The sequence below is a fragment of the Parafrankia sp. Ea1.12 genome (assembly GCF_900465275.1).
Lineage (GTDB): Bacteria > Actinomycetota > Actinomycetes > Frankiales > Frankiaceae > Parafrankia > Parafrankia soli.
Genome location: NZ_UBIZ01000076.1, coordinates 19,277 through 45,056, shown reverse-complemented (window position 1 = coordinate 45,056; position 25,780 = coordinate 19,277). Strand labels below are relative to the sequence as shown.

The following is a 25,780-nucleotide window of genomic DNA, read 5'->3' as shown; positions in this document are numbered from 1 at the left end:
CTGCGGATCGTCGGCCGTCAGCCGGCCGAATCCAGCAGAGTGATCGCGCGGGCCACCCGGTCGGCGTGCGCGGACTCCTCGGTGCCGCTGATCCGGAGCAGGCGGGCGACCTTCTCGTCCGCCTCGGACGCCGCCCACCGCTGGTAGTCGGCGTCGCCGGCACGTTCGCCGCGCACGATGGCGTTCAGCAGGGCCGCGTCGACGGCGGTGGGCGCGGCGACGGGATATCCCGCCTTCAGGTCCGCCGAGGCCTCGTAGGCGCGTCCGAGTTTGATGCCGATGGCCTGTCCCATTCGGTTGGCGTGGCCCAGTTCCTCGCGGCCGTTGCGGCGAAGCAGCTCGGCGGCCTCCTCGTTGCCGATGTTGTCCGCCAGATGGAAATAGAGCTGCCCCGACGTCCTTTCCAGCTTGTAGAGGATCTCGAGTTCGGGCACACCCAGGTGGTCCAGTTTCGCGAGCGCCTGCGCGGCCGCACCGAAGTCCCGCTCGTCCATTCTTCGTCGCCTCCTCGGCAACAGTGGCCATCGGACCGGCCTGACTGTAGGGACGCCGCGGGCATCGGCGCGCGACCGCAGCGGCCTTCCCACGTACCGCGGCGGCCCAGTTCGGACCGGCCTGCCCGCGTACGCGGCGGCCCCGCCCGGACCGGCTGGTCGCCTACGATTCCAGCGTGACGGCAGTGCCATTTCTCCCCATGCGCCGGTGCGTGACGGTCGGCGCGGGCACGGTGGAGCACCGGGCGGACGAGTTGATCTCCTACTGGCACCGGCACGACCTGCACGAGGTCGAGTACGCCGTCTCCGGTCTCGCGGAGATCCGCACACCGACGACCCACTATCTGATGCCGCCGTCCTACGCCGCGTGGGTGCCGGCCGGGGTGGAGCACTCGCCCCTGCTCAGGAACGTGACCACGATCGCGGTGTTCTTCGACCCCGCGGTCTTCGACTTCCCGTATTCGCGGGCCGCCGTCATTCCCGTGCCGCCGGTGCTGCGGGAGATGATGCGGTACGCGACCCGATGGCCGATCGGCCGGGGCGAGGACGACGCCGAGGCCGACACCTTCTTCAGGGCGCTGGCCGCGGTGGTCCGCGGCCAGCTCGCGCACGAGGCACCCCTGTCGCTGCCCACCGCGGACGATCCCGTCGTCCGGGACGTGATGGCCTACACCACGGACCACCTGGCCGATGCCACAGCAGCCCGGGTGTGCCGGGCCGTCGGCATCTCGGAGCGGGTGCTGCGCCGGCGGTTCGCGGCCGTCCTCGGGCAGTCGTGGCGGGAGTACCTGCGGCAGGTCCGGCTGATCCGGGCCATGGCACTGCTGAGCACGCCGACGACCTCGGTCGGCGAGATCGCCACCGAGGTGGGCTTCGGTAGCGCGAGCGCGCTCGCACGTGCCTTCCGGGCGTGGACGGGAGAGAGTCCGTCCGCCTACCGCGACCGATGGCTCACGACCGCCGCCCTGGACGACCCCAGCCATCTGACGAGTACGTAAGCGTCGCTGTTTCCGGCCAACGGGTGCGTGGGCGGTGTGTTCTGGGAGAAGCTGGGATGAACGCGTCTCATCCGGCAGGCGCGGCGAACGAGGAGGTCGAGGCCGTGATCCGGCTGAGCGTGTTCTACCCGAGGACCGAAGGCGCGACGTTCGACCTCGACTACTACGTGAACAAGCACATCCCGATGGCCTGCCGGATGTGGGGGCTCACCGAGGTCGAGGTCGACCAGGGCATCCGCGGGCCGTACGTGGCGGCGTCGCACTTCCTCTTCGAGTCGGCGGAGGTGCTCCAGGCGGCGATGAGCGCCGACAGCACAGCCATCAGCGCCGACCTGTCGAACTACACGACGATCACCCCCGTCATGCAGATCAGCGAAATTGTGAGTAGCTGACCCCGTCAGCCCTGCCTCTGTCGGCCCTGCGTCTGCCAGCCGGGCCAGCACCGAGCGGATGGTGACCTTGGACTGGCCCGCACCCCGAGGTGCTCGCCAGGACGTCCGCCCAGCTTGTCTCCGTCCCTGGGTCCAGGTCGATGAGCGCGTAGGAAGGCTGGCGCGGCTCGGTGACCGTGGACGTCCACGCGTGCCATTCGAGGGCGCCGAAGTTCGCCGCCCACACCAGCGTGGCCGGGGTGTCGACCACCAGGTGGGTGCTGGTCCGGCCGGGGATGGCATCCGGTTTCTCCCAGCGCGGCGTAGCGCGCCAGATCCCGCTTGGTCACCGCCGGTTCGCCGTGCTCGCCCGGCCGGCCCGGAAACAGCGTCTTGTCGAGGTTGGTGAGCCGGACCCGCTGGCCAACACCTCCCACACCCCGCCCGCGCCCAGCGCGTCGAGCGCCTCGAGAGTGCCGGGCGGCCCGATCGCGCCGCGCGCGGTGTCGCCGGGTGACGGCGCGCGAGCCGGCACGGACGCGAGCGCCGGTGGCAGGTCCGAGCGCCACATCCGGTCGGGATCGGCTCGGACCTCCTCGTTGGTCCGGCCGCTGAGCGCCGGGCGTGGATGCTCCTCCGGGTCCCAGCCGGCCACCGCGTGGGCGTCCCGTGTGTGCAGCAGGAGCCACTGCTCACCGTCGCCGCGGACCAGCACCAGGCGGCCGCGCAGCTTGTGCCCGAAGACGTCGGCATGCAGCTCGCCGGCGGCGACCGCCGCGACCGGGTCGGTGGTGCCGTGCGGCGCCCAGGTGCCGAGATCCCAGACGATCACGTCCCCCCGCCGTACCGCCCCTTCGGGATGACACCTCGAAGTCGAGGTACTCGATCGGATGGTCCTCGACGTGGACGGCCATCCGGCGCACGGCGGGGTCGAGGGTCGGGCCGCGGGGGACCGCTCAGCTCGCCAGGACCCCGGCCATCTCGAACCGCAGGTCGTAGCGCAGCCGTCGGGCCCGGTGGTGCTCCATGATTACCTGGCAGTACTATGCATCGAGCTTCTAGGTTACCGAGGGGGGAAGCAGCGTGAAGGTCGCCAAGGATCTGGTGGCCGCCTCGGCGACCCCGATCGTGCTCGGCATCCTGGCGGAGGAGGAGAGCTACGGCTACGCGATCCTCAAGCGGATCAACGAGCTGTCCGGTGGCGAGCTGGACTGGACCGAGGGCCTGCTCTACCCGTTGCTGCACCGGCTCGAGCGCCTCGGGCACGTGGAGTCCAGCTGGCGGTCGGCCACCGGCGAACGTCGGCGCAAGTACTACCGCATCACCGACCGGGGCCTGGCTGAACTGGCCGAGCAGCGCCGCCAGTGGGACACCGTCGTCGACGCGCTCAAGGAGATCTGGACCGGCCTCGGTGACCGCGCCGCGCTGCCGGTGATCCCAGTGGAGGGCCACGCATGACAGCACAGGAAGGCCAGGAGGCAGTGGAGACGCAGGCGCTGGAGGCGCAGTTCGCGCAGTGGCGGCACTACGCGCAGCGCCGCCGGGAGCTACAGTCCTCCGACGCGGACGAGCTCGAGGACCATCTCCGCGGTTCCGTCGACGAGCTCGTCATGGCCGGCCTGAGCGCCGACGAGGCGTTCCTGGTCGCGGTCAAGCGGATGGGCAGCCTCGACGAGCTGTCCCGCGAGTTCGCCCGGGAGCATTCGGAACGGCTGTGGAAGCAGCTGGTCCTGACCGGCGGCCCGGACGCGGACACGCGGTCGCGGCGGGACCTGCGGGTGATGGTGCTCTGTGCCGCGGGTGCGGCGGCGTCCGTCAAGGCGCCGGAGCTGTTCGGTATACGGATGACCGATGACGGCTCGGCCTCGTTCTACGGGCCGAACCTCGGCCTGTTCGTGCTGCCCTGGCTGGCCGGCTTCCTCGCCTGGCGCCGCCAGGCCCGACGCCCGCTGATCGGGATCATGGGGGCGCTGTTCGCGCTCGGCGCGGTGGCGGCCAACGTCTATCCCGTCGCCGACAACTCGCAGTCACTGGCCCTCACCAGCATCCACCTCCCGATCGCACTGTGGCTCGTGGTGGGCCTGGCCTACGCCGCGGACGACTGGCGCTCGTCCCGTAGACGTATGGACTTCATCCGCTTCACCGGCGAATGGTTCGTCTACTTCGTCCTCATCGCCCTCGGCGGCGGTGTGCTCACCGTGTTCACGGCCGGCACCTTCGAAGCCATCGGAATCGTCTCGGACGACTTCATCTCGCAGTGGCTCCTTCCCTGTGGAGCGGCAGCCGGGGTCATCGTGGCCGGGTGGCTCGTCGAGGCGAAGCAGAGCGTGGTCGAGAACATCGCCCCGGTGCTCACCAGGCTGTTCACACCGCTGTTCACGGTAGTCCTGCTGGCCTTCCTCGTCGCCGTCTGCTGGACCAGCACCGGCATTGACGTCGAGCGTGACGCGCTGATCCTGTTCGACCTGCTGCTGGTCGTCGTCCTGGGGCTGCTGCTCTACTCGATGTCAGCCCGCGATCCGCTGGCCCCGCCCGACCTGTTCGACAAAATGCAGCTCGCCCTGGTGGTAAGCGCGCTGGCCATCGACGTGCTGGTCCTACTGGCAATCACCGGGCGCATCACCGAGTACGGCACCACGCCCAACAAGGCCGCGGCACTCGGGGAGAACGTCATCCTGCTGGCGAACCTCGCCTGGTCGGCGTGGCTCCTGCTGAGGCTGGTCCGCCGGCACACGCCATTCGCGGCGCTCGAACGCTGGCAGACCTCCTACCTGCCGGTGTACGCCGTCTGGGCCTGGATCGTGGTCCTCGCCTTTCCTCCGTTGTTCGGCTATGCCTGACCGAGGCATCGCCGGGCCCGCCGTCGAAGGCGGAACAAGGGAAGGCAGGACGAGGTAAGGCGGGGAGAGAGACGGGGTGCGCCCCGCGCGGCCGGGTTCTGGCCGGCCGCGCGGGACGAGATCCCTACTCGGGGTCGTAGGCGAGGTTCGGGCGCAGCCAGCGCTCGACGTCGCCGACCGTCAGGCCACGTCGCGTGGCGTAGTCCTCAACCTGGTCGCGGCCGATGCGCCCGACGGTGAAGTACCGCGACGCCGGGCTGGCGAAGATCAGCCCGCTGACGGCCGCGGCCGGGGTCATCGCGAAGGACTCGGTCAGGCCCAGGCCGACCTGGCCGGCGTCCAGCAGGTCGAACAGGGCCTGCTTCTCGCTGTGGTCGGGGCTCGCCGGGTAGCCGAAGGCGGGGCGGATGCCGCGGAACCGCTCGGCGTGCAGGTCCGCCAGCGCCGGTTCGGACCCCGGCTCGAACCAGGCGCGGCGCGCCTCGAGGTGGACGTACTCGGCGAACGCCTCAGCCAGCCGGTCGGCGAGGGCCTTGACCATGATCGACCGGTAGTCGTCCTGGCGGGCCTCGAAACCGGCCGCCAGCGTGTCCGCGCCGTGGATGGCCACCGCGAACCCGCCGAGGTGGTCGCCGGCCGGGGCCACGTAGTCGGCGAGGCTGCGGTTCGGGCGTCCCGCGGGCTTGGCGGTCTGTTGGCGCAGCATCGGCACCCGCAGCCGGCCCGCCGCGTCGGCACCGGGGCCAGCGTCAGCGCCACCACCGAGATCGATCAGGATGTCGTCGCCGTCCGAGTTGGCCGGCCAGAAGCCGTAGACGCCCTCGGCCCGCAGGGAGCCGTCCGCGATGATCTGGTCGAGCAGCGTGTTGCCCTCGTCGAACAGCTCGCGGGCGACCGGCTGGTCGAGGATCGCCGGGTACTTGCCCTTCAGCTCCCAGGCGAGGAAGAAGAACTGCCAGTCGATCATCTCGCGCAGCGCGGTGAGCTCCGGCGTGACGACGCGGACGCCGGTGAACGCCGGCACGGGCAGCTCGTCGAAGGCGACCTGCTCGCGGTTCGCCCGCGCCTGGGCGAGGGTGAGCAGCGGCTGCTGCTGGCGCTTCTCGTGCTGCTCGCGCAGGTGCTGCTGCTCGTCCCGGTTGCGGACGGCGAGGTCGGCGGCCCGGTCGGTGTCCAGCAGGTCGGAGACCACACCGACGACACGGGAGGCATCCAGCACGTGGACGGTGGTGGCGTCGTAGGCGGGGGCGATGCGCACGGCGGTGTGCTGGCGTGAGGTGGTCGCGCCGCCGATCAGCAGCGGCAGCTTCAGCCCGCGGCGCTGCATCTCGGTGGCCACCGAGACCATTTCGTCCAGTGACGGGGTGATCAGGCCGGACAGGCCGATCGCGTCGGCGCTCTCGGCCACCGCCGTGTCGAGGATGACCTTCGCGGGGACCATCACCCCCAGGTCGATCACCTCGTAGTTGTTGCAGCCCAGGACCACGCCGACGATGTTCTTGCCGATGTCGTGGACGTCGCCCTTGACCGTCGCCATCACCACCTTGCCGTTACCGCTGCGGTCGGTGTTGGCGGTGCCGTCCAGCAGCGCCTGCTGCTTCTCGGCCTCCATGAACGGCTCCAGGTAGGCGACGGAGCGCTTCATCACCCGGGCGCTCTTCACGACCTGCGGCAGGAACATCTTCCCGGAGCCGAACAGGTCCCCGACGATCTTCATGCCGTCCATCAGCGGGCCCTCGATCACGTCGAGGGCGCGGGCCGCGCCGGCGCGGGCCTCCTCCGTGTCGGCCTCGATGAAGTCGACGATGCCGTGCACGAGCGCGTGGGAGAGCCGCTGCTCCACCGGCCCCTCGCGCCAGGACAGGTCCACGACGCGCTTCGTGCCGCTGCCGGTCACCGTCTCGGCGAACGAGACGAGCCGGTCGGTGGCGTCGTCGCGCCGGTCGAAGAGCACGTCCTCGACGAGCTCGAGCAGGTCCGCGGGGATGTCCTGGTAGACCGCGAGCTGGCCGGCGTTCACGATGCCCATGTCGAGCCCGGCCTGCACGGCGTAGAAGAGGAACGCCGAGTGCATCGCCTCGCGGACGACGTCGTTGCCGCGGAAGGAGAACGACAGGTTCGAGATGCCGCCGCTGATGTGCACCCCGGGACAGCGCTGCTTGATCAGCGGCAGCGCGTCGAGGAATGCCTTCGCGTAGCCGTTGTGCTCGGCGATGCCGGTGGCGACGGCGAGCACGTTCGGGTCGAAGACGATGTCCTCGGCCGGGAACCCGACCCGCTGGGTGAGCAGGTCGTAGGCGCGGCCGCAGATGGCCACCTTGCGCTCGGCGGTCTCGGCCTGGCCCTGCTCGTCGAAGGCCATCACGACGACGCCGGCACCGAAGTCGCGGATGCGCCGGGCCTGCTCGAGGAAGGGCTCCTCACCCTCCTTGAGGCTGATCGAGTTGACCACGCCCTTGCCCTGCACGCAGCGCAGCCCCGCCTCCAGCACACTCCAGCGCGAGCTGTCGATCATGATGGGCAGTCGGGCCGCCTCCGGCTCGGTGGCCAGCAGGTTCAGGAAGGTCGTCATCGCCCGCTCGCTGTCGAGCAGGTCGGCGTCCATGTTGACGTCGAGCAGGTTCGCGCCGCCGCGCACCTGCTCCAGGGCGACGTCGATGGCGCCCTGGAAGTCGTTGCCCTCGATCAGCCGGCGGAACCGCGCCGACCCGGTGACGTTGGTGCGCTCGCCGATCATGACGAACCCGGTGTCCGGGCCGATCTCGAACGGCTCCAGCCCGCTGAACCGGGTGCGCGGCGGCAGCGCCGGAACCGGGCGCGGTGCCGCGCCGGCGACCGCGGCGGCGATCCGCGCGATGTGCGCCGGGGTCGTCCCGCAGCAGCCGCCGACGATGTTGACCATGCCCGCCTCGGCGAACTCGCCGATCAGCCGGCCGGCCTCCTCCGGGGACTGGTCGTAGCCGCCGAACGCGTTCGGCAGGCCGGCGTTGGGATGGCAGGCCGTGTACGTCCCGGCGAGGCGGGCGAGGTCGGCGACGTGCGGGCGCATCTCGTCGGCGCCCAGCGAGCAGTTCACCCCGACGACCAGCGGGTTCGCGTGCGCGATGGAGCTCCAGAACGCCTCGACGGTCTGCCCCGACAGCGTCCGCCCGCTCAGGTCGACGATCGTCACCGAGATCCACAGCGGCAGCTGGGGCGCGACATCGCGGGCGGCGGCGATCGCGGCCTTCGCGTTGAGCGTGTCGAAGATCGTCTCGATGAGGAGCAGGTCGACCCCGCCCTCGGCGAGAGCCTCGATCTGCTCGGCGTAGGAGTCCCGGACCTCGTCGAAGGTTGCCGCCCGGTAGGCCGGGTCCTCGACCCGCGGCGACAGCGAGAGCGCGACGTTCAGCGGCCCGATCGACCCGGCGACGAACCGCCGCCCGCCCGCCTCGTCGGCGGCCTGGCGGGCCAGCTGCGCGCCCCGCACGTTCATCTCCCGCACGAGCGACTGCAGGCCATAGTCGGCCTGGGCGATGCTCGTCGCGGTGAACGTGTTCGTGGTCGTGATGTCCGCGCCGGCCGCCAGGTACTGCCGGTGCACGTCGAGAATGACATCCGGCCGGGTCAGGTTCAGCAGGTCCGGGTCGCCGCTGACGTCCTTCGGGTGGTCGGCGAACCGCTCCGTGCGGTAGTCGGCGGGGGTGAGGCCGGCGTTCTGCAGCATCGTGCCCCAGGCCCCGTCGAGGACGACGACCCGCTGCTCCAGCAGCTCCCGCAGCGCCTGTTCGCTGCCGGTGGCCGCCGGCCGGACGGCACCGCCGCCTTCGGGCCGTGCGCCGGCGCCGGCCTCGGCTTGCTCGCCTCCGACAGCGCCGGCGGGGACCGACACCTCGTCGAGCGATCCGGATCCTGCCATCGCGCACACCTCCCGGTTGTGGGAGGCGCCCTTGCGGATGAGGTTCCGATCGAGCGTGGCGGACCTCGGTCCGTTGCAGCGCCCCTCGACCGGCATCGACGATACCGTGCCGTCCGCGCGCCGCGGGGCGGGGCTCGACCGGCCGGGTGAACGGTCAGCTCAGCGGATCGGCCGTACCCGGCGGGTCGGTCACCGCCCGATGACCCGCCAGCGCCGGGGTGTCAGCCGGGGCCAGGTGGTCGGTCAGCAGCGTGCGCAGCGCGAGCCGTTCGCTCCACATCGGTGCTGTCGCCGGGAACACATGTGACCGGGCGGCGGGAAGAGCCGCGGCGAGGGCCAGCGCCGTCTCCGTGCGGTGGATGAGGTCGCCCTCCTGGCCGACGACCAGCGTCCGCGCGCGCACCCGCGCCAGCCGGGCGCGGTCCGGGACGGGCGCGTTCCCCGGCCGCTCGGTGGGCGCCGAGCAGGCCATCAGCATGAGCGCGTACGCGCGCAGGTAGACGGCGCCGCCGCGGGCGTCCCGAAGCTCCGGGGACATGCACCGCGCGATCTCGGCCCGCAGCTCCGCCGGGTCACCGGCCAGCCTGGCGACGTGGACGCGCCGGAACATCTCGTGGATCTCGGCCGGGATCGGCTCGTCGACGGCCGGGGGCAGCAGCAGCGCCATCGCCGTGAACAGGTCCGGTTCGCCGTCGGCCAGGGCGAGCAGCGCGCCCGCGCCCATGCTCTGCCCGACCGCCGCGCTGGCCCCCACCGCGCGGGCGACGCCGGCCAGCTCCTCGGCGAGGTCGGCGTACGTCCAGCCGTTCGGCCGGGGCGACGAGCCCCCGTAGCCGCGGAAGTTCACCGCGACCAGCGTCCCGGGGACACCGGCCACCGTCGGCAGCATGACCCGCGCCGACGCCCCCCACGCGTGCGCGACCAGCACCACCGGCTCCCCGTCGCCTACGACGAGCACCTCGTTCACGGCACCTCGGGCGCCCACCGCCCGCACCTCCGGCGCCCGCCCGTTCGTCCGTGCCCTCACCGACACCCGCTTTCCCGACCCGTTCCGACACCCACGTTCCGACATCCACCATCGTGGACGTCCCCGGCCCACGCCCCGCGCACGGCCGCCTCGACGAGCGGGCCCGCCGCGGCCGCCATCCCGGCGATGCTCATTCCACGGTGCTCATCCCGGTGGCGCCGCGCCGCACACGCGCCCTACGGCGCCGCGGACGCCGGGTCACCCGTCCGAGTCGCCGTGGGCGTCGCGGGGCCGGACCCCACCGCGGCTGGCGCCGAGGTGGCCGGCTGCGAGGTGGCCGGTGGAGACATGGCCGGCTTTGAGGTGGCCGGTGTCGACGTGGCTGGCGGCGAGGCGGCCGGTGGAGTGGCGGCCCGGACGGGAGTTCTCGGTGTGCCGGCGGGCGATCCGGTAGACGGCCCGGGTGCGGACGCCGGCGGCTTCGGGGACGGCGCGTGCCCGGTGGGCGGAGTGCCGGTGGCCGCCGGGCGGGCGACGAAGGCTTTCACGTTCACCTGGCTGACCAGCAGCCGCACCGTGTACACGCGCCCGGACTCGGCATGCGCCTCGAGGGTGAGGACGAACCTTCCCGCGGGCAGGCCCGCCGCGGCGAGGTCCCCGCCGGCGAGCCGCGCGAGCAGGGTCGGCTTCTCCTCCCCGGGCGTCGTTCCAGCGGCCCCGGACGCCGCTCCCGTGCCCCCGGGCGCTGCCTGCGCGGGCCGGTCCGGCTCGGCGGGAATCGTGATCTCGCTTCTCGCGATCGGGCGCCCGGCCTCCGTCGCGGCGGTGGCCACCACCCGCAGTGGTCCGGCCGGAGCCGGGCGGCGCGCCGAGGTCAGGTCCAGCGCCTCGAAGCCGGCGGCGGTGCCGTCGAGCTCGACCGGTGTGACGGCGAGATCGGTGACCGCGATACCAAGGTCGCGCAGTGCCGCGGACACCGGCTCCTCGCCGACCCCGCCCCCGTCACCCGGCCGGTGCTCCTCCGGGACGACCTCGACGCGGGGCCCTCCGTCCCCGCCGGCAGGCAGCGACGGCCCCGGCCCGGCCGGGGGCTCACTGGGGGCCGGCGTGCCCGGTTCGGCCGGCGCGGTGGGCTCAGCTGGCGCGGTGGGCTCAGCCGGCGTCGTGGGCCCGGCTGGGACCAGGGGGCCGCCAGCCGGCTCCGGGGCGGTCAGCTCCGGGACAGCCGGCTCCGGGTCACCGGCCTGCGCCGGCTCGCCGGGCAGCGCGGTCGCGCCCTTCTCCCGATAGGCGGTCATCCAGGTCAGCACGGCGTTCACATAGGACGTCGACGGGTTGTAGGAGAAGATCGCCGCGCGCAGCTGGTCCGGCCGGCTCACGTCCCGCCCGTGGGCGCAGAGGTAGCCGCCCGCGGCGAGCGTCGCGTCGTGGATGTTCTGCGGATCGCGGCGGCCGTCGCCCGACCCGTCCCGGCCCGACGTCCGCCAGGTGGTCGGGATGAACTGCATCGGGCCGACCGCGCGGTCCAGCGTGGTGTCGCCGTCGAACACGCCGTCGTCCGAGTCGCGGATCAGCGCGCGCCCATCCCGGCCGTCGAGGACGGGACCGAGGATCGGCCGGGTCACCGTGCCGTCGTCGGCCATCGGCCGGCCCGCCGCGTGGCCGGACTCGATCTTCCCGATGGCGGCGAGGAGTTCCCACGGGAGGTGGCAGCCGGGCAGCTCCCGTTCGACGCGCCCGGCGGCCTGGCGGTAGGCGTCGAGGACGCGGTCGGGGACGCCCCGCCCACCCGTGATGACAGTGCCCGCCGGCCCCGAGCCGTCGTCGCTCCCGCTCCCGCGGCCGGCGCTCCCGTCCCCGCCGGTCTCGTCCCCCGGGGCGGTCGTCGCGTCGGTACCGCCATCGCCGGCCGCACCAGAGTCCTCTCCGAGTGGGTCGAGGCCCGCGGGGATCTCGGTGAGGCTCGCCACGTCGGTCGGCGCCGTGCCCGGCGGCTTGGAATCCGCCAGGTTCCACCGGCCGGCCTGATCGGATGGCAACGGCTCCGACTCCGGCCGGGCCGCCGCGCCGGAGCAGAGCAGCAGCAGCCCCGCCGTGGCGACCACTGGCAACGCCGTCCGGACGCGGCCGTTACGGGGCTGCTGCCGGGGCCGCCGGTGGCGGCCGCCCGGCGTGTCGCCATCCGCCGGTGTCATCGGATCGGGCGAGGGTCAGGATCCGCCGGGAAGTACCACATCCGTACAATTGTGGCTGCCCAGCGCGACCATCGGGCGAAGAACAGGTGACATGAACGCGATCCGCCGCTCTGCGGACGCCGCGCTCAGCCCTCCTGCGCCGGCGGGCAGAGGCAGAACGGGTGGCCGGCCGGGTCGAGCAGCACCCGCCAGCGCTCGCCCCCCGGCTGGAATTCGGCCTGCGTCGCCCCAAGCTTCTCCGCGAGGCTGATCGAGGCCTCCAGATCCGCCACGCGGAAGTCGAGGTGGACCTGCTGGGGCGCGGACTGGTCGGGCCAGCTCGGCGGCTGGTAGCTCTCGACGCGCTGGAAGCCGATCATGATTTCGGTGCCCGGCGGGCTCAGGAACGCCCAGGCGCCCTCCTCGTCCGCGCCGCCGACGCCCCAGCCCGTCAGCTCGCCGTAGAAGGCCGCCAGATCCTTCGCGTTCGGGCAGTCGAGCATCAGCCCTGCCCAGGTCACGGGCACGGCCTGGCTGGGCTGGGCGATCTCCGTGGTTGCCATGGTCGAACTCCTTCGCTCGTTGGTTCCACGCGTCGGTGCGCTGTCAACACCCATCCTGGCGTCGATAACTGACTTCTCCTGTCAGGTATCGCCGGGAGATGACAGAGGGAGACGGGGGAGAATTCGGTCGTGCGTGCCAGCCGGCTCCTCTCCGTCCTCCTGCTGCTGCAGACCCGCGGCCGGCTGACGGCCCGTGAGATGGCCGCCGAGCTGGAGGTGTCGGTCCGCACGGTCTACCGGGACCTGGACGCGCTCGCCGAGGCCGGCGTCCCGGTGCTGGCGGAGCGTGGGGCCACCGGCGGTTACGAGCTGCTCGCCGGCTACCGCACCCGGCTGACCGGGCTGACCTCGGACGAGGCCGACTCCCTGCTGTTCGCCGGGCTCCCGGACGCCGCCGCCGAGCTCGGTTTCGGCGCGGTCGCCGCCGCCGCCGAGCTCAAGCTGCTCGCCGCGCTCCCGGCCGAGGCCCGTGAGCGGGCACTTCGGGTGCGGGAGCTGTTCCACCTCGACGCGCCCGGCTGGTTCCGCGCCGCCGAGCCGGTGCCGCTGCTCGCCGAGGTCGCCGGTGCGGTGTGGGGGCGGCGGCGCATCCGGATCACCTACCTGCGTTGGCGCGCACCGCGCCGGGTCGTCCGCGAGCTGGAGCCGCTCGGCGTGGTCCTCAAGAGCGGCACCTGGTATGTCGTAGCCGCCGCCTGCCCCGGCGACGGCCGGGCCGACATCGCGGACGCTCCACCCGCGGAGACACCGGAGACACCGGAGACGGCGGAGGCGTTCGAGGCGTCCGTGCGGGTGTACCGGGTCGCGAGGATTCTCGGTCTCGAGGCGATGCCGGAGACGTTCGAACGGCCGGAGCGGTTCGACCTGGCGGCCTACTGGGAGCAGTGGACCGCCAGGTACGAGGCCGGCGTCTACCGGGGGACCGCCACGGTGCGCCTGTCGCCGGAGGGCCGGCGGATGGTTCCCTTCCGGCTCGCCCCGGCGGTGGCGCGGGCCGTCGAGCAGACCGCGGGCGACCCCGACGCCGACGGCTGGGTGCGCGCCGAGCTCCCGATCGAGTCGGTCCGGCACGCCCGAGGCGACCTGCTCGTCCTCGGCCCTGAGCTGGAGGTGCTCGATCCCCCGGAGCTGCGGGCGGCGATGGCGGACGCGGTCGCGGGCCTGACGGCGTTCTACGGCCCGCCCCCGAATCCGAGCGCGCCCAGGTGATCGGGGACGTCTTCACGGCGGCGTTCGGCGAGCTGATGGCCGCCGAGCCGGGCGCGTTCCGGCGCAAGTTCCGGAAGATGGCGGCCTCGCCGTTCGCGTTCTACCGGGGTTCGGCCGCGCTTTTCTACGCCGACGTCCACGACATCGACGACCCGTTCCTCGACGAGCGGACGAGCCGGGTGTGGATCCACGGTGACCTGCACGCGGAGAACTTCGGCACCTACATGAGCAGCAACGGCGTGCTGGTCTTCAACGTCAACGACTTCGACGAGGCCTACGTCGGGCCGTTCCGCTGGGACCTGCGCCGGCTGGTGGCGAGCCTCGCGCTGCTGGGCCGCGCCAAGGCGCTCAGCGACGCCGTGATCACGGGCCTCGTCGAGGCCTGCGCGGACGCCTACCGGGAGAAGATCCGCGACCTCGCCGAGGGCGGGTCGTCGGCGGACCTGCTGACCCGGACGTCCACCTCGGGCGTGGTGCACGCGTTCCTGCAGCAGGCACGGCGCTCCACCCGGGTCGGCCTGCTCGACGACCTCACGGTGGTCGAGCACTACGACCGGCGCTTCGCGCGGGTCGACGGCGTCACCGCGGTTGACGAGGAGACCCGCGCGAAGGTCCTCGAGGCGTTCGACCGCTACCTGGCGACGGTGCCGCCGGGCCGGCGCACCCGCCCGGTGTCGCTGACCGTCAAGGACGTCGTCGCCCGGCGCGGGGTGGGCATCGGCAGCGCCGGCCTGCCGTCCTACAACCTGCTGGTCGAGGGCCAGACCGAGGCGCTCGACAACGACGTCGTCCTGTACATGAAGCAGGGGCAGGTCCCGGCGGTCAGCCGCTTCGTCTCCGACGAACGGATCCGGGAGTACTTCCACCACCAGGGCCATCGGACGGCCGTCTCGCAGCGGGCGCTGCAGGCCGACAGCGACACCTGGCTCGGCCACACCGAGGTCGACGGCGTCGGCCAGCTCGTCGCCGAGGTGTCGCCGTACGCCCAGGATCTGGACTGGTCCGAGGTGAACGAGCGGGAGCAGATGTTCGCCCTGGTCGCCGACCTCGGCCGGTCGACCGCGCGGATGCACGCCGTCGCCGACGACGAGAGCGAGCACGACCTGGTCAGCTTCTCCACCGAGGACGCGATCCACGAGGCGATCTCGGCGGACGAGAAGGCGTTCACGGCGTCCCTGGTCGAGTTCGCGCACGACTACGGCGCCCAGGTCCACCACGACCACGCGCTGTTCGTCGACATGTTCCGCAACGGGCAGATCATCGACGTCGACTGAGACCGCGGGCCGGCCAGGCGCCGACCCGTCGGCGCCTGGCCGCGCGCCTGCCCGCCGGGGCGGTCAGACGCCGAGGAAGTCCAGCACGGCGTTCATCGCCCGCGGGTTGGCCTGCACGGAATAGTGGTCCGCGCCCTCGATGGTCCGTCCGGTGGCCTTGGGGAACAGCGCGGCCAGCTCCTCGGGTGAGCCCGCCCCCTCGTCCCGCTCGCCGGTGACGATCAGGACCTCGCAGCCGACGGTGGCCAGCTCGGTCGTGGTGAGCGTCCGCCTCGGCCGGCGGGCGAACGCGTCCACCGCCGCCATGTCGTTGCCGGCGCGCCGGGCGAGCCCGCGGATCAGGCGGGCCAGGATGTCGGTGCCGTCGTCCTCGGACGGTGTGGCACCGAGAACCGGGCCCCGCTGCGGGCGGGGCTCCAGCAGCCGTGGGCCGACGCCCATCAGGGCGAGCCGGTTGAACGGCGCCAGCCCGCGCACCGCGCACTCGAGCAACAGGTGGGCGCCGGCGGAGAAGCCCACGGCGTCGACGGCGCCGCGCCCGGCGAACGCCTCGGCGATCTCGGCGGCGGCGTCGGGGTAGGCCGCCGGATCGGTGTCCCGGCGGGAGCGGCCGTGTCCGGGCAGGTCGACCGCGACGACCTCACGGCCCGTCTCCTGGAGCAGGTCGATCCAGCCGGCTGCACGCCAGCCGTGTTCGCTCGACGACGCGAGGCCGTGGACGAGAACCACCGGCGCGATGTCAGCCATGCCCGAACAGTAAGCCCAGATCACCGGCCGGCGCTTCCGATTCCGTGACGTCGGCCCACTGACCCGGACACATCTGGTCAGGCTGGACTTGTAAGTCTAGGCTGACGGAATGTTCGCTGACGCTGAGATCGTCGAGGCGGACGCCGCCGGGCCCGTCGAACTCGCCGACCTCCTCGAGATCGCGGCCGGGCTGCGGCTGAGCATGAGCCTGCTGGGGCGGCGGCTGCGTCTGGTGCAGCCCGACGGTGAGCTGACCGTCGGGGAGATCGCGGCCCTGGTGCGCCTTGAGCGCGGCGGCCCGACCACCGCCGCGGCCCTCGCGAAGCAGGAGACGATCAGCCCGCAGTCGATGGGGGCGACCCTGGGCGGCCTGGAGGAGCGTGGCCTCGTCGAACGCCGGCCCGATCCCGACGACGGCCGCCGGGTGATCCTCTCGCTCGCCGACGCCGGCCGCGAGGCGCTGCGGGACAGGCGAAACGCCCGCAGCGAGCAGCTCGCGCGGGCGCTGTCCAGCGGCTTCGACGACGACGAGCTGGCCTGCCTGAAGGCCGCCGCGCCGCTGCTCGAGCGCCTGGCGCAGCGCATCTGATGGCGGCCGTCACCAAGCACGGCGATCGCCGCTGGGCCGTCCTGGCGAACACGACCGCCGCGGTCTTCATGTCGGCGCTCGACGGCTCCATCGTCCTGATCGCCCTGCCGCCGATCTTCCTCGGCATCGACCTGGATCCGCTGGCGCCCGGTAACGTGAGCTATCTGCTCTGGATGATCATGGGATACCGCCTGGTGCAGGCGGTGCTCGTCGTGCCGCTGGGGCGGCTGGGCGACATGTTCGGCCGGGTGCGGATCTACAACGCCGGCTTTGTGGTCTTCACCGTCGCCTCCATCCTGCTGTCCTTCGATCCCTTCCACGGGCGCAGCGCCGCGATGTGGCTGATCGGCTGGCGCGTGCTGCAGGCGGTCGGCGGCTCCATGCTGGCCGCCAACTCGGCCGCGATCCTCACCGACGTGTTCCCGCCCGACCAGCGCGGTCTGGCGCTCGGCATCAACCAGGTCGCCGCGCTCGCCGGGCAGTTCATCGGCCTGGTCGCCGGCGGGGTGCTGGCGGTCCTGGACTGGCGGGCGGTGTTCTGGGTGAACGTGCCCGTCGGTGTCTTCGGCACCATCTGGGCCTACCGGACGCTGCGCGAGCCCGAGCGCCGGGACCGCCCGGAACGGGGCCGCTTCGACTGGTGGGGCAACATCACCTTCTCGGTGGGCCTGGGGGCGGTGCTGATCGCCGTCACCGAGGGCCTGCAGCCCTACAAGAACCACGCGATGGCCTGGAGCAGCCCCAAGGTCCTGGTGCTGCTCATCGGGGGAGTGGCGCTGCTGGCAGCCTTCGTCGTGATCGAGAAGCGGTTCGAGTCGCCGATGTTCGAGCTCTCGCTGTTCCGAATCCGGGCCTTCAGCGCCGGGAACGCGGCCGGCCTGGCGGTGTCGGTCGCGCGCGGCGGTCTGCAGTTCATGCTGATCATCTGGCTGCAGGGGATCTGGCTGCCCCTGCACGGCTACGACTTCGACGACACCCCGTTCTGGGCCGGAATCTACCTGTTGCCACTGACCGCCGGTGTCCTCGTGGCGGGCCCGCTGTCGGGGTTCCTGTCCGACCGCTCCGGCGCCCGCGGCCTGGCCACCACCGGGATGCTGGTGTTCGCGGGCAGCTTCGTCGGCCTCATGCTGCTGCCCGTCAACTTCTCCTACTGGGCGTTCGGCCTGCTGATCACCGTGAACGGCATCGGCGCCGGGATGTTCGCCGCGCCGAACTCGTCCTCGATCATGAGCAGCGTCCCGGCGCACCTGCGCGGGGTCGGATCCGGGATGCGCTCGACCTTCCAGAACGCCGGTGGCGCGCTGTCCATCGGGCTCTTCTTCTCACTCATGGTCGCCGGGCTGGCGGGCAGCCTGCCGGGAGCCTTCTCCGCCGGCCTGCGGGCGGAGGGCGTGTCCGCCGACGTCGCCCAGCAGGTCGGTTCCCTGCCCCCGGTCGCGTCGCTGTTCGCCGCGGTGCTCGGCCTGAACCCGGTCGAGCACCTGCTGAGCTCGACCGGCACGCTGGACGACCTGACGCCGGACCACCGGGCGACCGTCACCGGCCGCGAGTTCTTCCCCCACCTCATCTCGACGCCGTTCCACGACGGCCTCGTCGTCGTGTTCGTGGCCTCGGCCCTGCTCGGCCTCATCGCCGCGGCGGCGTCGGTGCTGCGCGGTGCCCACCATGTCGAGCGGGACCCGCTCGAGCCGGTCCCGCTCGCGGTGGGCCTCCTCGAGTCGGTGCCGGCGGAGCCCGTCCTCCTCGAGGCGTCGGGCCGTGATCGGGTCGGGACCGGTGCTGCCGGGGCCGACGTAGCTGGGGCCGACGTAGCTGGGGCCGAGGTGCCCGGGGCGGACTCGCCCGGGGCCGACGCGGCCGGTCCCGGGCCCGAAGCGTCGGGTCCGGCCGGGCCGGGTCCGGGCGCGACCGGACCGCTCAGGGGCGGCCCCCCGGGGTGACCAGTCCCGTCTCGTAGGCGACGACGACCGCCTGCACCCGGTCCCGCAGCCGCAGTTTGCCGAGGATCCGGGCCACATGAGTCTTCACCGTGGCCTCACTGAGCTGGAAACGTGCGGCCAGCTCGGCGTTGCTCAGACCACGCGCGAGGAACCGGAGGACCTCGAGCTCCCGCGGGGTGAGCGTCGCCAGGTCGCGGTGCGTCGCGGCGGCCACCCGCTCCGGTGATGCGAACCGTTCCACCAACCGGCGGGTGATCGTCGGCGCGAGCAGCGCGTCCCCCGCGCGGACCAGCCGGACGGCGGCCACCAGCTGTTCGGGACTGACGTCCTTGAGCAGGAAGCCGCTGGCCCCGGCGGTCAGCGCCGCGTAGACGTACTGGTCGACGTCGAACGTCGTCAGGATGATCACCCGGGGCGCCTCCGCCGTGCCGCTCAGGATCCGGCGGGTGGCCTCCAGCCCGTCCATCACCGGCATGCGGATGTCCATGAGCACGACGTCCGGGCGGGTCCGCCGGACAGCGTCGACGGCCTGGGCGCCGTCGGCGGCGTCGGCGGCCACCTCGATCCCGTCGGCGGTGAGGATCATCCGGAACCCGGCCCGGACCAGCGCCTGGTCGTCGGCGACGACCACCCGTGGCGGGGTCACGGACCGTCCAGCGGGATCTCGGCCAGCACCCGGTACCCGCCGGTCGGGCGCGGGCCCGCCGCCAGCGTGCCGCCGTAGACGGCGAGCCGTTCCCGCAGGCCGAGCAGCCCGGCGCCGCTGCCCGCCCCGGCGGCCGCCGCCCGGACGCCGCCGCTGTCGGTCACCTCGACCCGGACCAGACCCGGTGCGTAGACCACGGCGACCCGGACCCGCGCCCCGGCGGCGTGCCTGACGGCATTGGTCAGGGCCTCCTGCACCACGCGGAACGCGGCCAGGTCGACGCCGGCGGGCAACGGCACCGGCGTTCCCGTCGCACTCAGCTCGACGTCCACTCCGGTGTCGCGAACGCGCCGCACCAGCTCGTCGACCCGGCCGAGCCCCGGCTGTGGGCTGGGGCCCGGGCCGTCGTCCCCCCCATCCGGGGCACCGCCACTCATCGTCAGCAGGCCCATCACGTGACGCAGCTCGGTCATCGCGCTGCGGCCGCTGGTCTCGACCGCACGGATGGCCTCGCGCGCCAGATCGGGGTTGGCGTCGAGCACCTTGCGGGCGGCGCCGGCCTGGATCACCATCACGCTCACATTGTGGGTGACGACGTCGTGCAGCTCGCGTGCGATGCGGGCCCGCTCCTGATCGGTGGCCTGCCGGCTCGCCGCGGCCCGTTCCGCCTCCTGCACCCGCGCGCGCTGAGTGCGGGTGTGGGCGGCGTTCGCCGCGAGGCCGAGCGGGATCAGGACCAGGAAGGGAAAGTAGTCAGAGCTGATCCTGGGGATCGTCGTGTGGTGGCCGAGCGTGAGCAGCACGGCACCACCGGCGATGCCCGCCGCCGCCCACGCCCGGTGCGGGCTGTACATCGCCGCGCTGTACCCGGCTATCAGGCAGGCCGTGAAGGTGAACGTCGTCAGGTCATCGATGTGCACGTCCAGCTGGAGTAACGACGCGGCGGCGATGACGCACCCGTAGGTCGCCAGCGGGAACCGCCGCCGCGCGGCCAGCGGTAGCGCGGCGAGGACGGCCAGCGCCAGCTGCCAGTCGGCGACCGGCGTCTGGACGGCGACGAACTGCGATGGGAACACCTGAGCCGGGCCCGCGCGTGACGGCACCTCCCGCGGTTCCGGGGCCACCGGCGGTACCGGTGCTGCCGGCGGTACCGGTTCCACTGGTGGTACCGGTTCCACCGGTGGTACGGGGGTCACCCGTGTGAGCGGGAGGACCGGTCGACTCTGCCGTTCGACGCGTGCCGACTGCGAGGTCCCCGGTGCGGGCACCGCGAGGAGGCGGTCACCGTTGATGGCGGTCACCACGCCCAGGGCCAGCACCAGGGCGAGGATCGCGTCGGCCACCCACGCCCAGACGGTGAGGCTGGCCGGGCCGGCCCGTTCCCGATGCCGCCGGATCGCCGCCCAGATCACCGGCCCAGTCTGGCAAGAGCGGCGTCCGTCCACATCCGCTGAGGTGCGCAGTGGCCGTACATCGCCGGCCTACCTCGCAGGGATGACGTCGCGCCCGGTGCGCCGGGCGGAGGAGCGGACATCGGCGCGACGGCCGACGCGCCCGCCCCGCGCCGGCCCCTAGCGTCCCGACCGACGCGGCCCGGATCACTCGCCGGCACAGCCCACCCCGGGGGCTGGCGCCGCCGGTCGGGACGTCGGGCGGTGACACCGCACGGGTGACCGGCCGCGGGCCGCGTCGTGGCCGACCGACTCAGACCTGTGGAGGACCCATGCCCGCGCCCCCAGCCATCGCCATCCACGACATCACCAAGAGATACGACGGTGCCGCGTCGGCGCTGGCCGGGCTCTCGCTCACCGTGGCACCCGGCGAATCGCTGGCAATCGTCGGGCCGTCCGGCAGTGGCAAGTCGACGCTGCTCAACATGGTGGCCGGGCTGGACCGGCCGAGTACCGGCAGTGTCACGGTCGACGGCGTGCGGGTCGACCGGCTGAACGAGACCGCCGCGGCGAAGTTCCGTCGCGCGCGGATCGGAATGATCTTCCAGTTTTTCAACCTGTTGGATGACCTGACGGTCCTCGACAACGTGCTGCTGCCCGCCCAGCTCGCCGGCACACCGTCGGCCCGGGCGCGCGCCCGGGCCGACGAGCTGCTCGGCTACCTCGGTGTGGCCAGGCACGGCGGCGCCTACCCGGGACGGCTGTCCGGCGGCGAGCGCCAGCGGGTCGCCGTCGCCCGCGCACTGATGAACCGGCCCGCGCTTCTCCTCGCGGACGAGCCGACCGGTGCGCTGGACAGCGTCGCCGCCGCCCAGGTCCGGGACCTGCTGGCCGCGGTCAATGCCGACGGGCAGACACTTCTCCTGGTCACCCACGATGCGGCGCTCGCCACCTCGTGCGCGAGCCGCACCGTCGAGCTGGCGGACGGGACCGTCGCCCGGGACACCCACGGGTCCGTCGCCCGGGACGCTGAGACGACAGCAGCCTGCGGCACCGACGGGTCCGCCGTCGGCGGGACCGGCGGGACCGTGACCGGTGGCCCGGCGCCGGTGTCCCGATGAACCCCGCCGGGCCGTTGGCACGGGTCGTGCTCGCCGGTGTCAGCCGGCGCCGGGCGCAGGCGTCGGTGGTGGCTCTGACCACGCTGCTCGCCGTGACGGCCTCGGTGCTCGCGCTCGGTCTGATCGCCGGGTCACGCGCACCGTTCGACCGCGCGTTCGCAGCCCAGCACGGCGCGCACCTCACGGTCCAGTTCGACGCGACGAAGGTGACGGCCGCGCGGCTCGCCGCCACCGGGTCGGCGGCGCCGGTGGCGCAGGCTGCCGGCCCGTTCCCCGTCGCCGAGCTGCGGCCCCGGATCGTCGGCGGCCCGCCGGGACTGCCCGTCGGGCTCGGACTGCCATCCCTGACCGTGGTCGGTCGGAACCAGCCGGACAGCGGCCCCGATTCGATCGACCAGGTCGCTGTCATCGAGGGCCGATGGGCCACCAACCGAGGAGAGATCGTTCTCGACCCGGACTCCCTGCCACCCTCGCTGCTCGGCGCCCGCCTCCAGCTGCCCGACCTGCCCGGAGCCCCCGTGCTGACCGTGGTGGGTCTCGCTCACTCGGCCGGTGGCAGCGCCCGGGCCTGGGTCGCGCCGGACGCCCTGGCGGCGTTCGTCTCGCGGGACGTTCCGGCGGGCCTCCAGATGCTCTACCGGCTCACCGCCGCCGGCACCGAGAACGCGATCGACTCCGGCCGGGCGGCGATCTCGGCGGGGATGCCCGCCGGCGCGGTGACCGGGACCAGGTCCTACCTGGACGTCCGGGCGGGCGCGCTCGTCCGGACCGCGGTGTTCACGCCGTTCGTGGCCGCGTTCGGCGTGCTCGGCCTGGCCATGTCCGTGCTGATCGTCGGCACCGTCGTCGCGGGTGGCGTCGGCGCGACGATCTGGCGCACCGGGGTGCTGAGATCGCTGGGGCTCACCCCGGCCCAGGCGGCCGGGGCACACGTCGCCCAGGTGCTCGTCCCGGCCACGGGCGGTGTCGGCCTCGGCATCCTGTGCGGCAACCTGCTCGCCATGGTGGTCTTCGACGGGTCGGCGGCCGCCTACGGCGCCGTCGCGCCGTCCGTGCCGCTCTGGGTCGACGCGGCCGTCGGCGCGGGCGCGCTCGCGCTCGTCGCCGTCGCCGCGCTGCTGCCCGCCCTGCACGCCGGGCGACGCAGCCCCGTCGACGCGATGCGGCTCGGGCGCGTGCCCCGACCGGGCCGCGGTCGGTGGGCGGGCCGGCTCGCCGCCCGGCTGCCGCTGCCACGGCCGTTGAGTCTGGGGCTCGCCCATCCGTTCGCCCGTCCCGCCCGCTCGGGCGTGCTCGCCGTCGCGGTGGGCTTCGGGGCGCTGGGGGTCTCGTTCGCGGTCGGCCTGGCCTCGACACTCGACTCCATCGCGGCGGACAACAGCCGGGACGAGGCCGGAGAGGTCGTCGTGAGCACCCACGTCCGGGTGGCGCATGGCCCGAAGTCGGGAGTCGCGGCACCGGGCCCGGCACAGGCACCGGTCGCGGCGGGTGAGGTGGCGGACGCGGGCGATGCCGCGGACGTGGCCAAGGTGATCGCGGCGCAGCCGGGTACCGCCCGCTTCTTCACCAGCGCGCACGCCGAGGTGTACGCGCTCGGGATCGTCGGGCCGGTGACGGTCACCGCCCACACCGGCGACTCATCCTGGGGCGCACGTCCGATGATCTCCGGTGACTGGTTCCGGGGGCCGGGCGAGGCGGTCGCCGACACGCGGTTCCTGGACGAGACCGGCGCGGGGATCGGCGACACCGTGACCGTCACCGACCACGGGGTGTCGGTGGCCCTGCGGATCGTCGGCGAGGTCTTCGATCTCGATGACGACACTGTCGACCTCGCCACCGACGAGACCTCGCTGCGCGGTCTCGATCTCGGCCTGGCCGTCGACAGTTTCAGCATCGATCTCCAGCCGGGGACCGACCTGGTGCGCTACGTCGACACCCTGCAGGACGCGCTCGCCTCCCACCCGGCGGTGGTGCGGGCGAACCTCGAGGAGGGCTCCGAGGTGATCGCGGTCATGGACGCGCTGATCGCCTCGCTCACGCTGCTCCTGGTGGTCGTCGCGGGCCTCGGCGTGCTCAACACCGTCGTCCTGGACACCCGGGAGCGTGTCCACGACCTCGGTGTCGTCAAGGCGGTGGGCATGACGCCGCGGCAGGTCCTCGCGATGGTGCTGACCTCGGCCGGGGGCATCGGCGTCTGCGCCGCGGCGATGGGGGTGCCGGCCGGCGTCGCGCTGCACCACCGCGTCGTCCCGCTGATGGGCACGGCCGCCAGGACCGGCATGCCACGGGCGTACATCGACGTGTACGGCCCGGTGGCCGCCGCCCTGCTGGTCCTCGGCGGCCTGCTGATCGCGGTGCTCGGCGCCCTGGTCCCGGCCGGCTGGGCGGCCGGGACCAGGGCCACGACCGCGCTGCGGGCCGAATGACGTGGATCCGCCCGGTCAGTGCTGGTTGATCAGGTACGCCACGTCGTTCTCGATGATCCGGTCCAGGTGCTCGGAGAGGACCGGATGCCCGGTGAACCGTTCGACGACGACGAGGCCCTTGGCGACCCGGTCCGTCGCACCGGCCAGGTCGACGTCCCGCAGGAGCGGCACGACCGCGTCGGGGACGGCGTCCGGCCCCGGTTCGAACGCGGCGAGCACCTCGCCGTCCCGGGCGAGCGAGAGCCGGGTGAGCGCGTTGATGTTCCAGAACATGCTCGCCGCCAGGCCGTGCCGGGAGACCGCGGACAGCACCGGGTGCCGGGAGCCCTGGAAGCCGTTGTCCTCGACGGCGAGCACCGCGCGGTCGTCGCCGTCGAGCGGCAGAACCAGCACGTACGGGTCGGTGCGCCGGTCGGCGCGCAGCCGGGACAGCGAGCACGGCGCGCCGGGATCGGCGTCGAAGCAGCGCACGACGTCCTCGGGCGAGGCGCCGACCACGATGGTGAACGTGGCGGCCTCGCGGAAGGCGCTGCGCCGGCGCACCCACCGGTAGCGGGTCTCCGGCACCGTCACGACCGGCGGAAGCTCCTCGCCGCGCAGCCGGTGCCCCAGCTGGTCGGTGCGCCGGTGGACGGTCTCGGGCGCGGCCGGGGCGCTCCACACCACCAGCTCGTAGGTCTCGTCCTCGCCGGCGCCGTCCCGGCCGTGGGCGTAAACCCGCAGCCGGTAGTCCCCGGGCCAGGGCGGTGTCGTCAGGTGGCCGAGGTCGGCGGCCGAGCCGGCCCCGGCGCCGACGCCCGTTGTCGTGGTGCCGCCGCCGCCGGCGGCGCTCGCTCCGGCGCCGGCCACCGCGGCGGCGCCGTTCGCGGCCGTCCAGCTCACGTCGACGATCTCGTCCCAGCGGACGGCGTCGGCGGGGACCGGCGGGGCCGGCGGTGTCGCCAGCACCCGCAGCGACACCCGTACCCGGCCCGTGCCCATGCCGGTCCGGACGAGGACACCGCCGGAGACGGCCTCCACCAGGCCGTTGCGGGCGAAGCTCGGCGGATTCGGCAGCTCGCCCTCCACCAGCCCGAAGCAGTGCCCGTCGACGGTGACGCAGCCGGCGGCCTGCCGCGGCAGCCGGTACTCCGCGCGGCGCCGGGCCAGCAGTGCGGCCGGGTAGGCGAGTGGCATCGGCCGGCCCGGCAGCACCAGCGCGACGGACCCCACGGCCGTGCCGACGATCCCCGGCGCGCCGGTGCCGATCATCGGCGGGTCCAGCTCCCGCAGGACGGCGGCGGCGACGGTGACCGCGAGTGCCAGGTGGGCGGCCCCGTGCCGGGCGGCCAGGGTGGGCTCGTCGGCCAGCTCGTCCGGCGGCCCGAACAGGCTCCCGCCGAACGCGGACCCGCCGTTCGCGGATTCGCCGTTCGCGGTGCTGCCGAGTGCGGTGCCGTCGAGCGGGCGGCCGTCCGAGCCGCGGCCGTCGAGCGGGCCGGCCGCGGCGGGGTCGTCCGCCGCCAGCAGCGGGGCCACGGCGGGATGCTCGACCAGCGTGCGCAGGTAGCTGTGGATCAGATCGGACACCCCGGGATGGACCTCATCCAGGATCGCGACCGCCTGGACCGCCTCGGACTCGCCTGCGGCGGCCGCGGACGCGCGCGATCCGTTCCCGCCGCGCGGCCCGTTCGGCGGGGCGTCGACCAGGCCCCTGGCCAGGCCGCGGGGGGCGCGCAGCGGAAGCTCGTCGATGGCGAGCTCGAGCGCGCCGAGCAGTCGTTCCGGTAGGCGCGGCCCGGCCGAACGCAACGCGGTCAACACCGGTCCGGCGGGTGCGGGTGGGAGCGGGACCGGAGCGGGCGCCGTCGCGCCGAGCCGGCCGAGCTCAGCCGCGGGGGTGGGCGGAATATGGGCCACCAGCTGCGGAAATACCTCCGCGACGACGTGCGCGAGCGGATCCAGGAGGTCCGCCGGAAGCTCGACGGTCTGCTCGGGGAGGGAAATCTGACGGCTTTCCAGGTCCGGTCGAAACACCCACGAAACTTTACTGACCGGCTGCTCTTTTCGGCTTGATCGGCGCTCTGACAGCGTGACGATCAGGCAACACACATTCGTGGGGATCGGCCGCAGGTACCGGGGCCTCGCGTATT

Annotated in this window: 21 protein-coding genes and 1 riboswitch; of the genes, 10 read left to right on the top strand and 11 right to left on the bottom strand. The window is 73.3% G+C overall.

Annotated features, from left to right (window positions below):
- Nucleotides 1–17: 17 nt before the first annotated feature.
- A complete protein-coding gene (locus tag FMEAI12_RS00780) occupies nucleotides 18–494 on the bottom strand; it encodes a ferritin-like domain-containing protein (protein ID WP_112104620.1) in 477 nt (158 codons plus the stop codon).
- Between the two features lie 176 nt (nucleotides 495–670).
- On the opposite strand from FMEAI12_RS00780, the gene FMEAI12_RS00775 reads away from it, so the two are divergent.
- Together FMEAI12_RS00775 and FMEAI12_RS00770 are read left to right on the top strand one after the other, a co-directional pair.
- Nucleotides 671–1,492: an AraC family transcriptional regulator gene (locus FMEAI12_RS00775; protein WP_235013553.1), complete on the top strand. Its 822-nt coding sequence runs from the start codon at nucleotides 671–673 to the stop codon at nucleotides 1,490–1,492.
- Between the two features lie 56 nt (nucleotides 1,493–1,548).
- On the top strand, nucleotides 1,549–1,884 hold the full coding sequence (locus tag FMEAI12_RS00770) for an EthD family reductase (RefSeq protein ID WP_112104618.1): 336 nt from the start codon (nucleotides 1,549–1,551) through the stop codon (nucleotides 1,882–1,884).
- Here the strand turns inward: FMEAI12_RS00770 and FMEAI12_RS39605 are convergent.
- Both FMEAI12_RS39605 and FMEAI12_RS36900 read right to left on the bottom strand, forming a co-directional pair.
- Nucleotides 1,862–2,110, bottom strand: a complete 249-nt coding sequence (locus FMEAI12_RS39605) for a hypothetical protein (protein WP_368672040.1) — start codon at nucleotides 2,108–2,110, stop codon at nucleotides 1,862–1,864. The genes FMEAI12_RS00770 and FMEAI12_RS39605 overlap by 23 nt on opposite strands.
- Nucleotides 2,111–2,209: 99 nt before the next feature.
- Complete coding sequence (locus tag FMEAI12_RS36900; protein ID WP_200835118.1) at nucleotides 2,210–2,695, bottom strand: hypothetical protein; 486 nt, start codon at nucleotides 2,693–2,695, stop codon at nucleotides 2,210–2,212.
- A 251-nt stretch (nucleotides 2,696–2,946) separates the two neighbouring features.
- Here FMEAI12_RS36900 and FMEAI12_RS00760 point away from each other — a divergent pair, with 251 nt between their 5' ends.
- Together FMEAI12_RS00760 and FMEAI12_RS00755 are read left to right on the top strand one after the other, a co-directional pair.
- Nucleotides 2,947–3,321, top strand: coding sequence for a PadR family transcriptional regulator (locus FMEAI12_RS00760; RefSeq protein ID WP_071060168.1), 375 nt, complete (start codon nucleotides 2,947–2,949; stop codon nucleotides 3,319–3,321).
- Entirely contained in the window at nucleotides 3,318–4,703 is a 1,386-nt protein-coding gene (locus tag FMEAI12_RS00755; protein WP_112104617.1) for a permease prefix domain 1-containing protein, read from the top strand. Before FMEAI12_RS00760 ends, FMEAI12_RS00755 begins: the two co-directional genes overlap by 4 nt.
- Nucleotides 4,704–4,827: 124 nt before the next feature.
- Here the strand turns inward: FMEAI12_RS00755 and metH are convergent, their stop codons facing one another.
- The 4 genes from metH to FMEAI12_RS00735 form a co-directional block, all read right to left on the bottom strand.
- Complete coding sequence (gene metH / locus FMEAI12_RS00750; RefSeq protein ID WP_112104616.1) at nucleotides 4,828–8,601, bottom strand: methionine synthase; 3,774 nt, start codon at nucleotides 8,599–8,601, stop codon at nucleotides 4,828–4,830.
- Between the two features lie 16 nt (nucleotides 8,602–8,617).
- A riboswitch (S-adenosyl-L-homocysteine riboswitch) is annotated at nucleotides 8,618–8,694 on the bottom strand.
- Nucleotides 8,695–8,755: 61 nt separating this feature from the next.
- Nucleotides 8,756–9,586 carry an alpha/beta fold hydrolase gene (locus FMEAI12_RS00745; protein WP_071060282.1) on the bottom strand — a complete coding sequence of 277 codons (831 nt, stop codon included), beginning with the start codon at nucleotides 9,584–9,586 and terminating at the stop codon, nucleotides 8,756–8,758.
- Nucleotides 9,587–9,804: 218 nt separating this feature from the next.
- Nucleotides 9,805–11,673, bottom strand: coding sequence for a lytic transglycosylase domain-containing protein (locus FMEAI12_RS39430; RefSeq protein ID WP_304598609.1), 1,869 nt, complete (start codon nucleotides 11,671–11,673; stop codon nucleotides 9,805–9,807).
- Between the two features lie 215 nt (nucleotides 11,674–11,888).
- Entirely contained in the window at nucleotides 11,889–12,305 is a 417-nt protein-coding gene (locus tag FMEAI12_RS00735) for a VOC family protein (RefSeq protein WP_112104614.1), read from the bottom strand.
- Between the two features lie 129 nt (nucleotides 12,306–12,434).
- Here FMEAI12_RS00735 and FMEAI12_RS00730 point away from each other — a divergent pair, with 129 nt between their 5' ends.
- Together FMEAI12_RS00730 and FMEAI12_RS00725 are read left to right on the top strand one after the other, a co-directional pair.
- Nucleotides 12,435–13,514, top strand: coding sequence for a YafY family protein (locus FMEAI12_RS00730; protein WP_112104613.1), 1,080 nt, complete (start codon nucleotides 12,435–12,437; stop codon nucleotides 13,512–13,514).
- A 35-nt stretch (nucleotides 13,515–13,549) separates the two neighbouring features.
- The gene (locus tag FMEAI12_RS00725; RefSeq protein WP_368672039.1) at nucleotides 13,550–14,788 is read left to right on the top strand and encodes a DUF2252 domain-containing protein; all 1,239 of its coding nucleotides are present in this window, start codon (nucleotides 13,550–13,552) and stop codon (nucleotides 14,786–14,788) included.
- 63 nt (nucleotides 14,789–14,851) lie between these two features.
- Here FMEAI12_RS00725 and FMEAI12_RS00720 read toward each other — a convergent pair whose 3' ends face one another.
- Complete coding sequence (locus tag FMEAI12_RS00720; protein WP_112104611.1) at nucleotides 14,852–15,535, bottom strand: alpha/beta fold hydrolase; 684 nt, start codon at nucleotides 15,533–15,535, stop codon at nucleotides 14,852–14,854.
- Between the two features lie 109 nt (nucleotides 15,536–15,644).
- Here FMEAI12_RS00720 and FMEAI12_RS00715 point away from each other — a divergent pair, with 109 nt between their 5' ends.
- Together FMEAI12_RS00715 and FMEAI12_RS00710 are read left to right on the top strand one after the other, a co-directional pair.
- A complete protein-coding gene (locus FMEAI12_RS00715; RefSeq protein ID WP_071060176.1) occupies nucleotides 15,645–16,124 on the top strand; it encodes a MarR family winged helix-turn-helix transcriptional regulator in 480 nt (159 codons plus the stop codon).
- Complete coding sequence (locus FMEAI12_RS00710; RefSeq protein ID WP_112104610.1) at nucleotides 16,124–18,064, top strand: MFS transporter; 1,941 nt, start codon at nucleotides 16,124–16,126, stop codon at nucleotides 18,062–18,064. Before FMEAI12_RS00715 ends, FMEAI12_RS00710 begins: the two co-directional genes overlap by 1 nt.
- Here the strand turns inward: FMEAI12_RS00710 and FMEAI12_RS00705 are convergent.
- The gene (locus tag FMEAI12_RS00705; protein WP_083390750.1) at nucleotides 18,042–18,710 is read right to left on the bottom strand and encodes a response regulator transcription factor; all 669 of its coding nucleotides are present in this window, start codon (nucleotides 18,708–18,710) and stop codon (nucleotides 18,042–18,044) included. The two genes, FMEAI12_RS00710 and FMEAI12_RS00705, sit on opposite strands and share 23 nt — an antisense overlap.
- Nucleotides 18,707–20,122 (bottom strand): sensor histidine kinase, encoded by a 1,416-nt coding sequence (locus FMEAI12_RS00700; RefSeq protein WP_235013552.1) that lies wholly within the window; start codon nucleotides 20,120–20,122, stop codon nucleotides 18,707–18,709. Before FMEAI12_RS00700 ends, FMEAI12_RS00705 begins: the two co-directional genes overlap by 4 nt.
- A 311-nt stretch (nucleotides 20,123–20,433) precedes the next feature.
- Between FMEAI12_RS00700 and FMEAI12_RS00695 the strand changes: the two genes are divergently transcribed.
- The gene (locus tag FMEAI12_RS00695; RefSeq protein WP_112104608.1) at nucleotides 20,434–21,222 is read left to right on the top strand and encodes an ABC transporter ATP-binding protein; all 789 of its coding nucleotides are present in this window, start codon (nucleotides 20,434–20,436) and stop codon (nucleotides 21,220–21,222) included.
- Entirely contained in the window at nucleotides 21,219–23,648 is a 2,430-nt protein-coding gene (locus tag FMEAI12_RS00690) for an ABC transporter permease (protein ID WP_112104607.1), read from the top strand. Before FMEAI12_RS00695 ends, FMEAI12_RS00690 begins: the two co-directional genes overlap by 4 nt.
- Before the next feature lie 15 nt (nucleotides 23,649–23,663).
- Here FMEAI12_RS00690 and FMEAI12_RS00685 read toward each other — a convergent pair whose 3' ends face one another.
- The gene (locus tag FMEAI12_RS00685; protein WP_235013551.1) at nucleotides 23,664–25,664 is read right to left on the bottom strand and encodes a DUF6461 domain-containing protein; all 2,001 of its coding nucleotides are present in this window, start codon (nucleotides 25,662–25,664) and stop codon (nucleotides 23,664–23,666) included.
- Between the last annotated feature and the right edge of the window lie 116 nt (nucleotides 25,665–25,780).

What these genes read in the sequence shown, in the direction of transcription:
- FMEAI12_RS00780 (WP_112104620.1), bottom strand. Translation starts at nt 494, where the DNA reads ATGGACGAGCGGGACTTCGGTGCGGCCGCGCAGGCGCTCGCGAAACTG.
- FMEAI12_RS00770 (WP_112104618.1), top strand. Translation starts at nt 1,549, where the DNA reads ATGAACGCGTCTCATCCGGCAGGCGCGGCGAACGAGGAGGTCGAGGCC.
- FMEAI12_RS00755 (WP_112104617.1), top strand. Translation starts at nt 3,318, where the DNA reads ATGACAGCACAGGAAGGCCAGGAGGCAGTGGAGACGCAGGCGCTGGAG.
- metH (WP_112104616.1), bottom strand. Translation starts at nt 8,601, where the DNA reads ATGGCAGGATCCGGATCGCTCGACGAGGTGTCGGTCCCCGCCGGCGCT.
- FMEAI12_RS00735 (WP_112104614.1), bottom strand. Translation starts at nt 12,305, where the DNA reads ATGGCAACCACGGAGATCGCCCAGCCCAGCCAGGCCGTGCCCGTGACC.
- FMEAI12_RS00725 (WP_368672039.1), top strand. Translation starts at nt 13,550, where the DNA reads ATGGCCGCCGAGCCGGGCGCGTTCCGGCGCAAGTTCCGGAAGATGGCG.
- FMEAI12_RS00720 (WP_112104611.1), bottom strand. Translation starts at nt 15,535, where the DNA reads ATGGCTGACATCGCGCCGGTGGTTCTCGTCCACGGCCTCGCGTCGTCG.
- FMEAI12_RS00715 (WP_071060176.1), top strand. Translation starts at nt 15,645, where the DNA reads ATGTTCGCTGACGCTGAGATCGTCGAGGCGGACGCCGCCGGGCCCGTC.
- FMEAI12_RS00710 (WP_112104610.1), top strand. Translation starts at nt 16,124, where the DNA reads ATGGCGGCCGTCACCAAGCACGGCGATCGCCGCTGGGCCGTCCTGGCG.
- FMEAI12_RS00695 (WP_112104608.1), top strand. Translation starts at nt 20,434, where the DNA reads ATGCCCGCGCCCCCAGCCATCGCCATCCACGACATCACCAAGAGATAC.
- FMEAI12_RS00690 (WP_112104607.1), top strand. Translation starts at nt 21,219, where the DNA reads ATGAACCCCGCCGGGCCGTTGGCACGGGTCGTGCTCGCCGGTGTCAGC.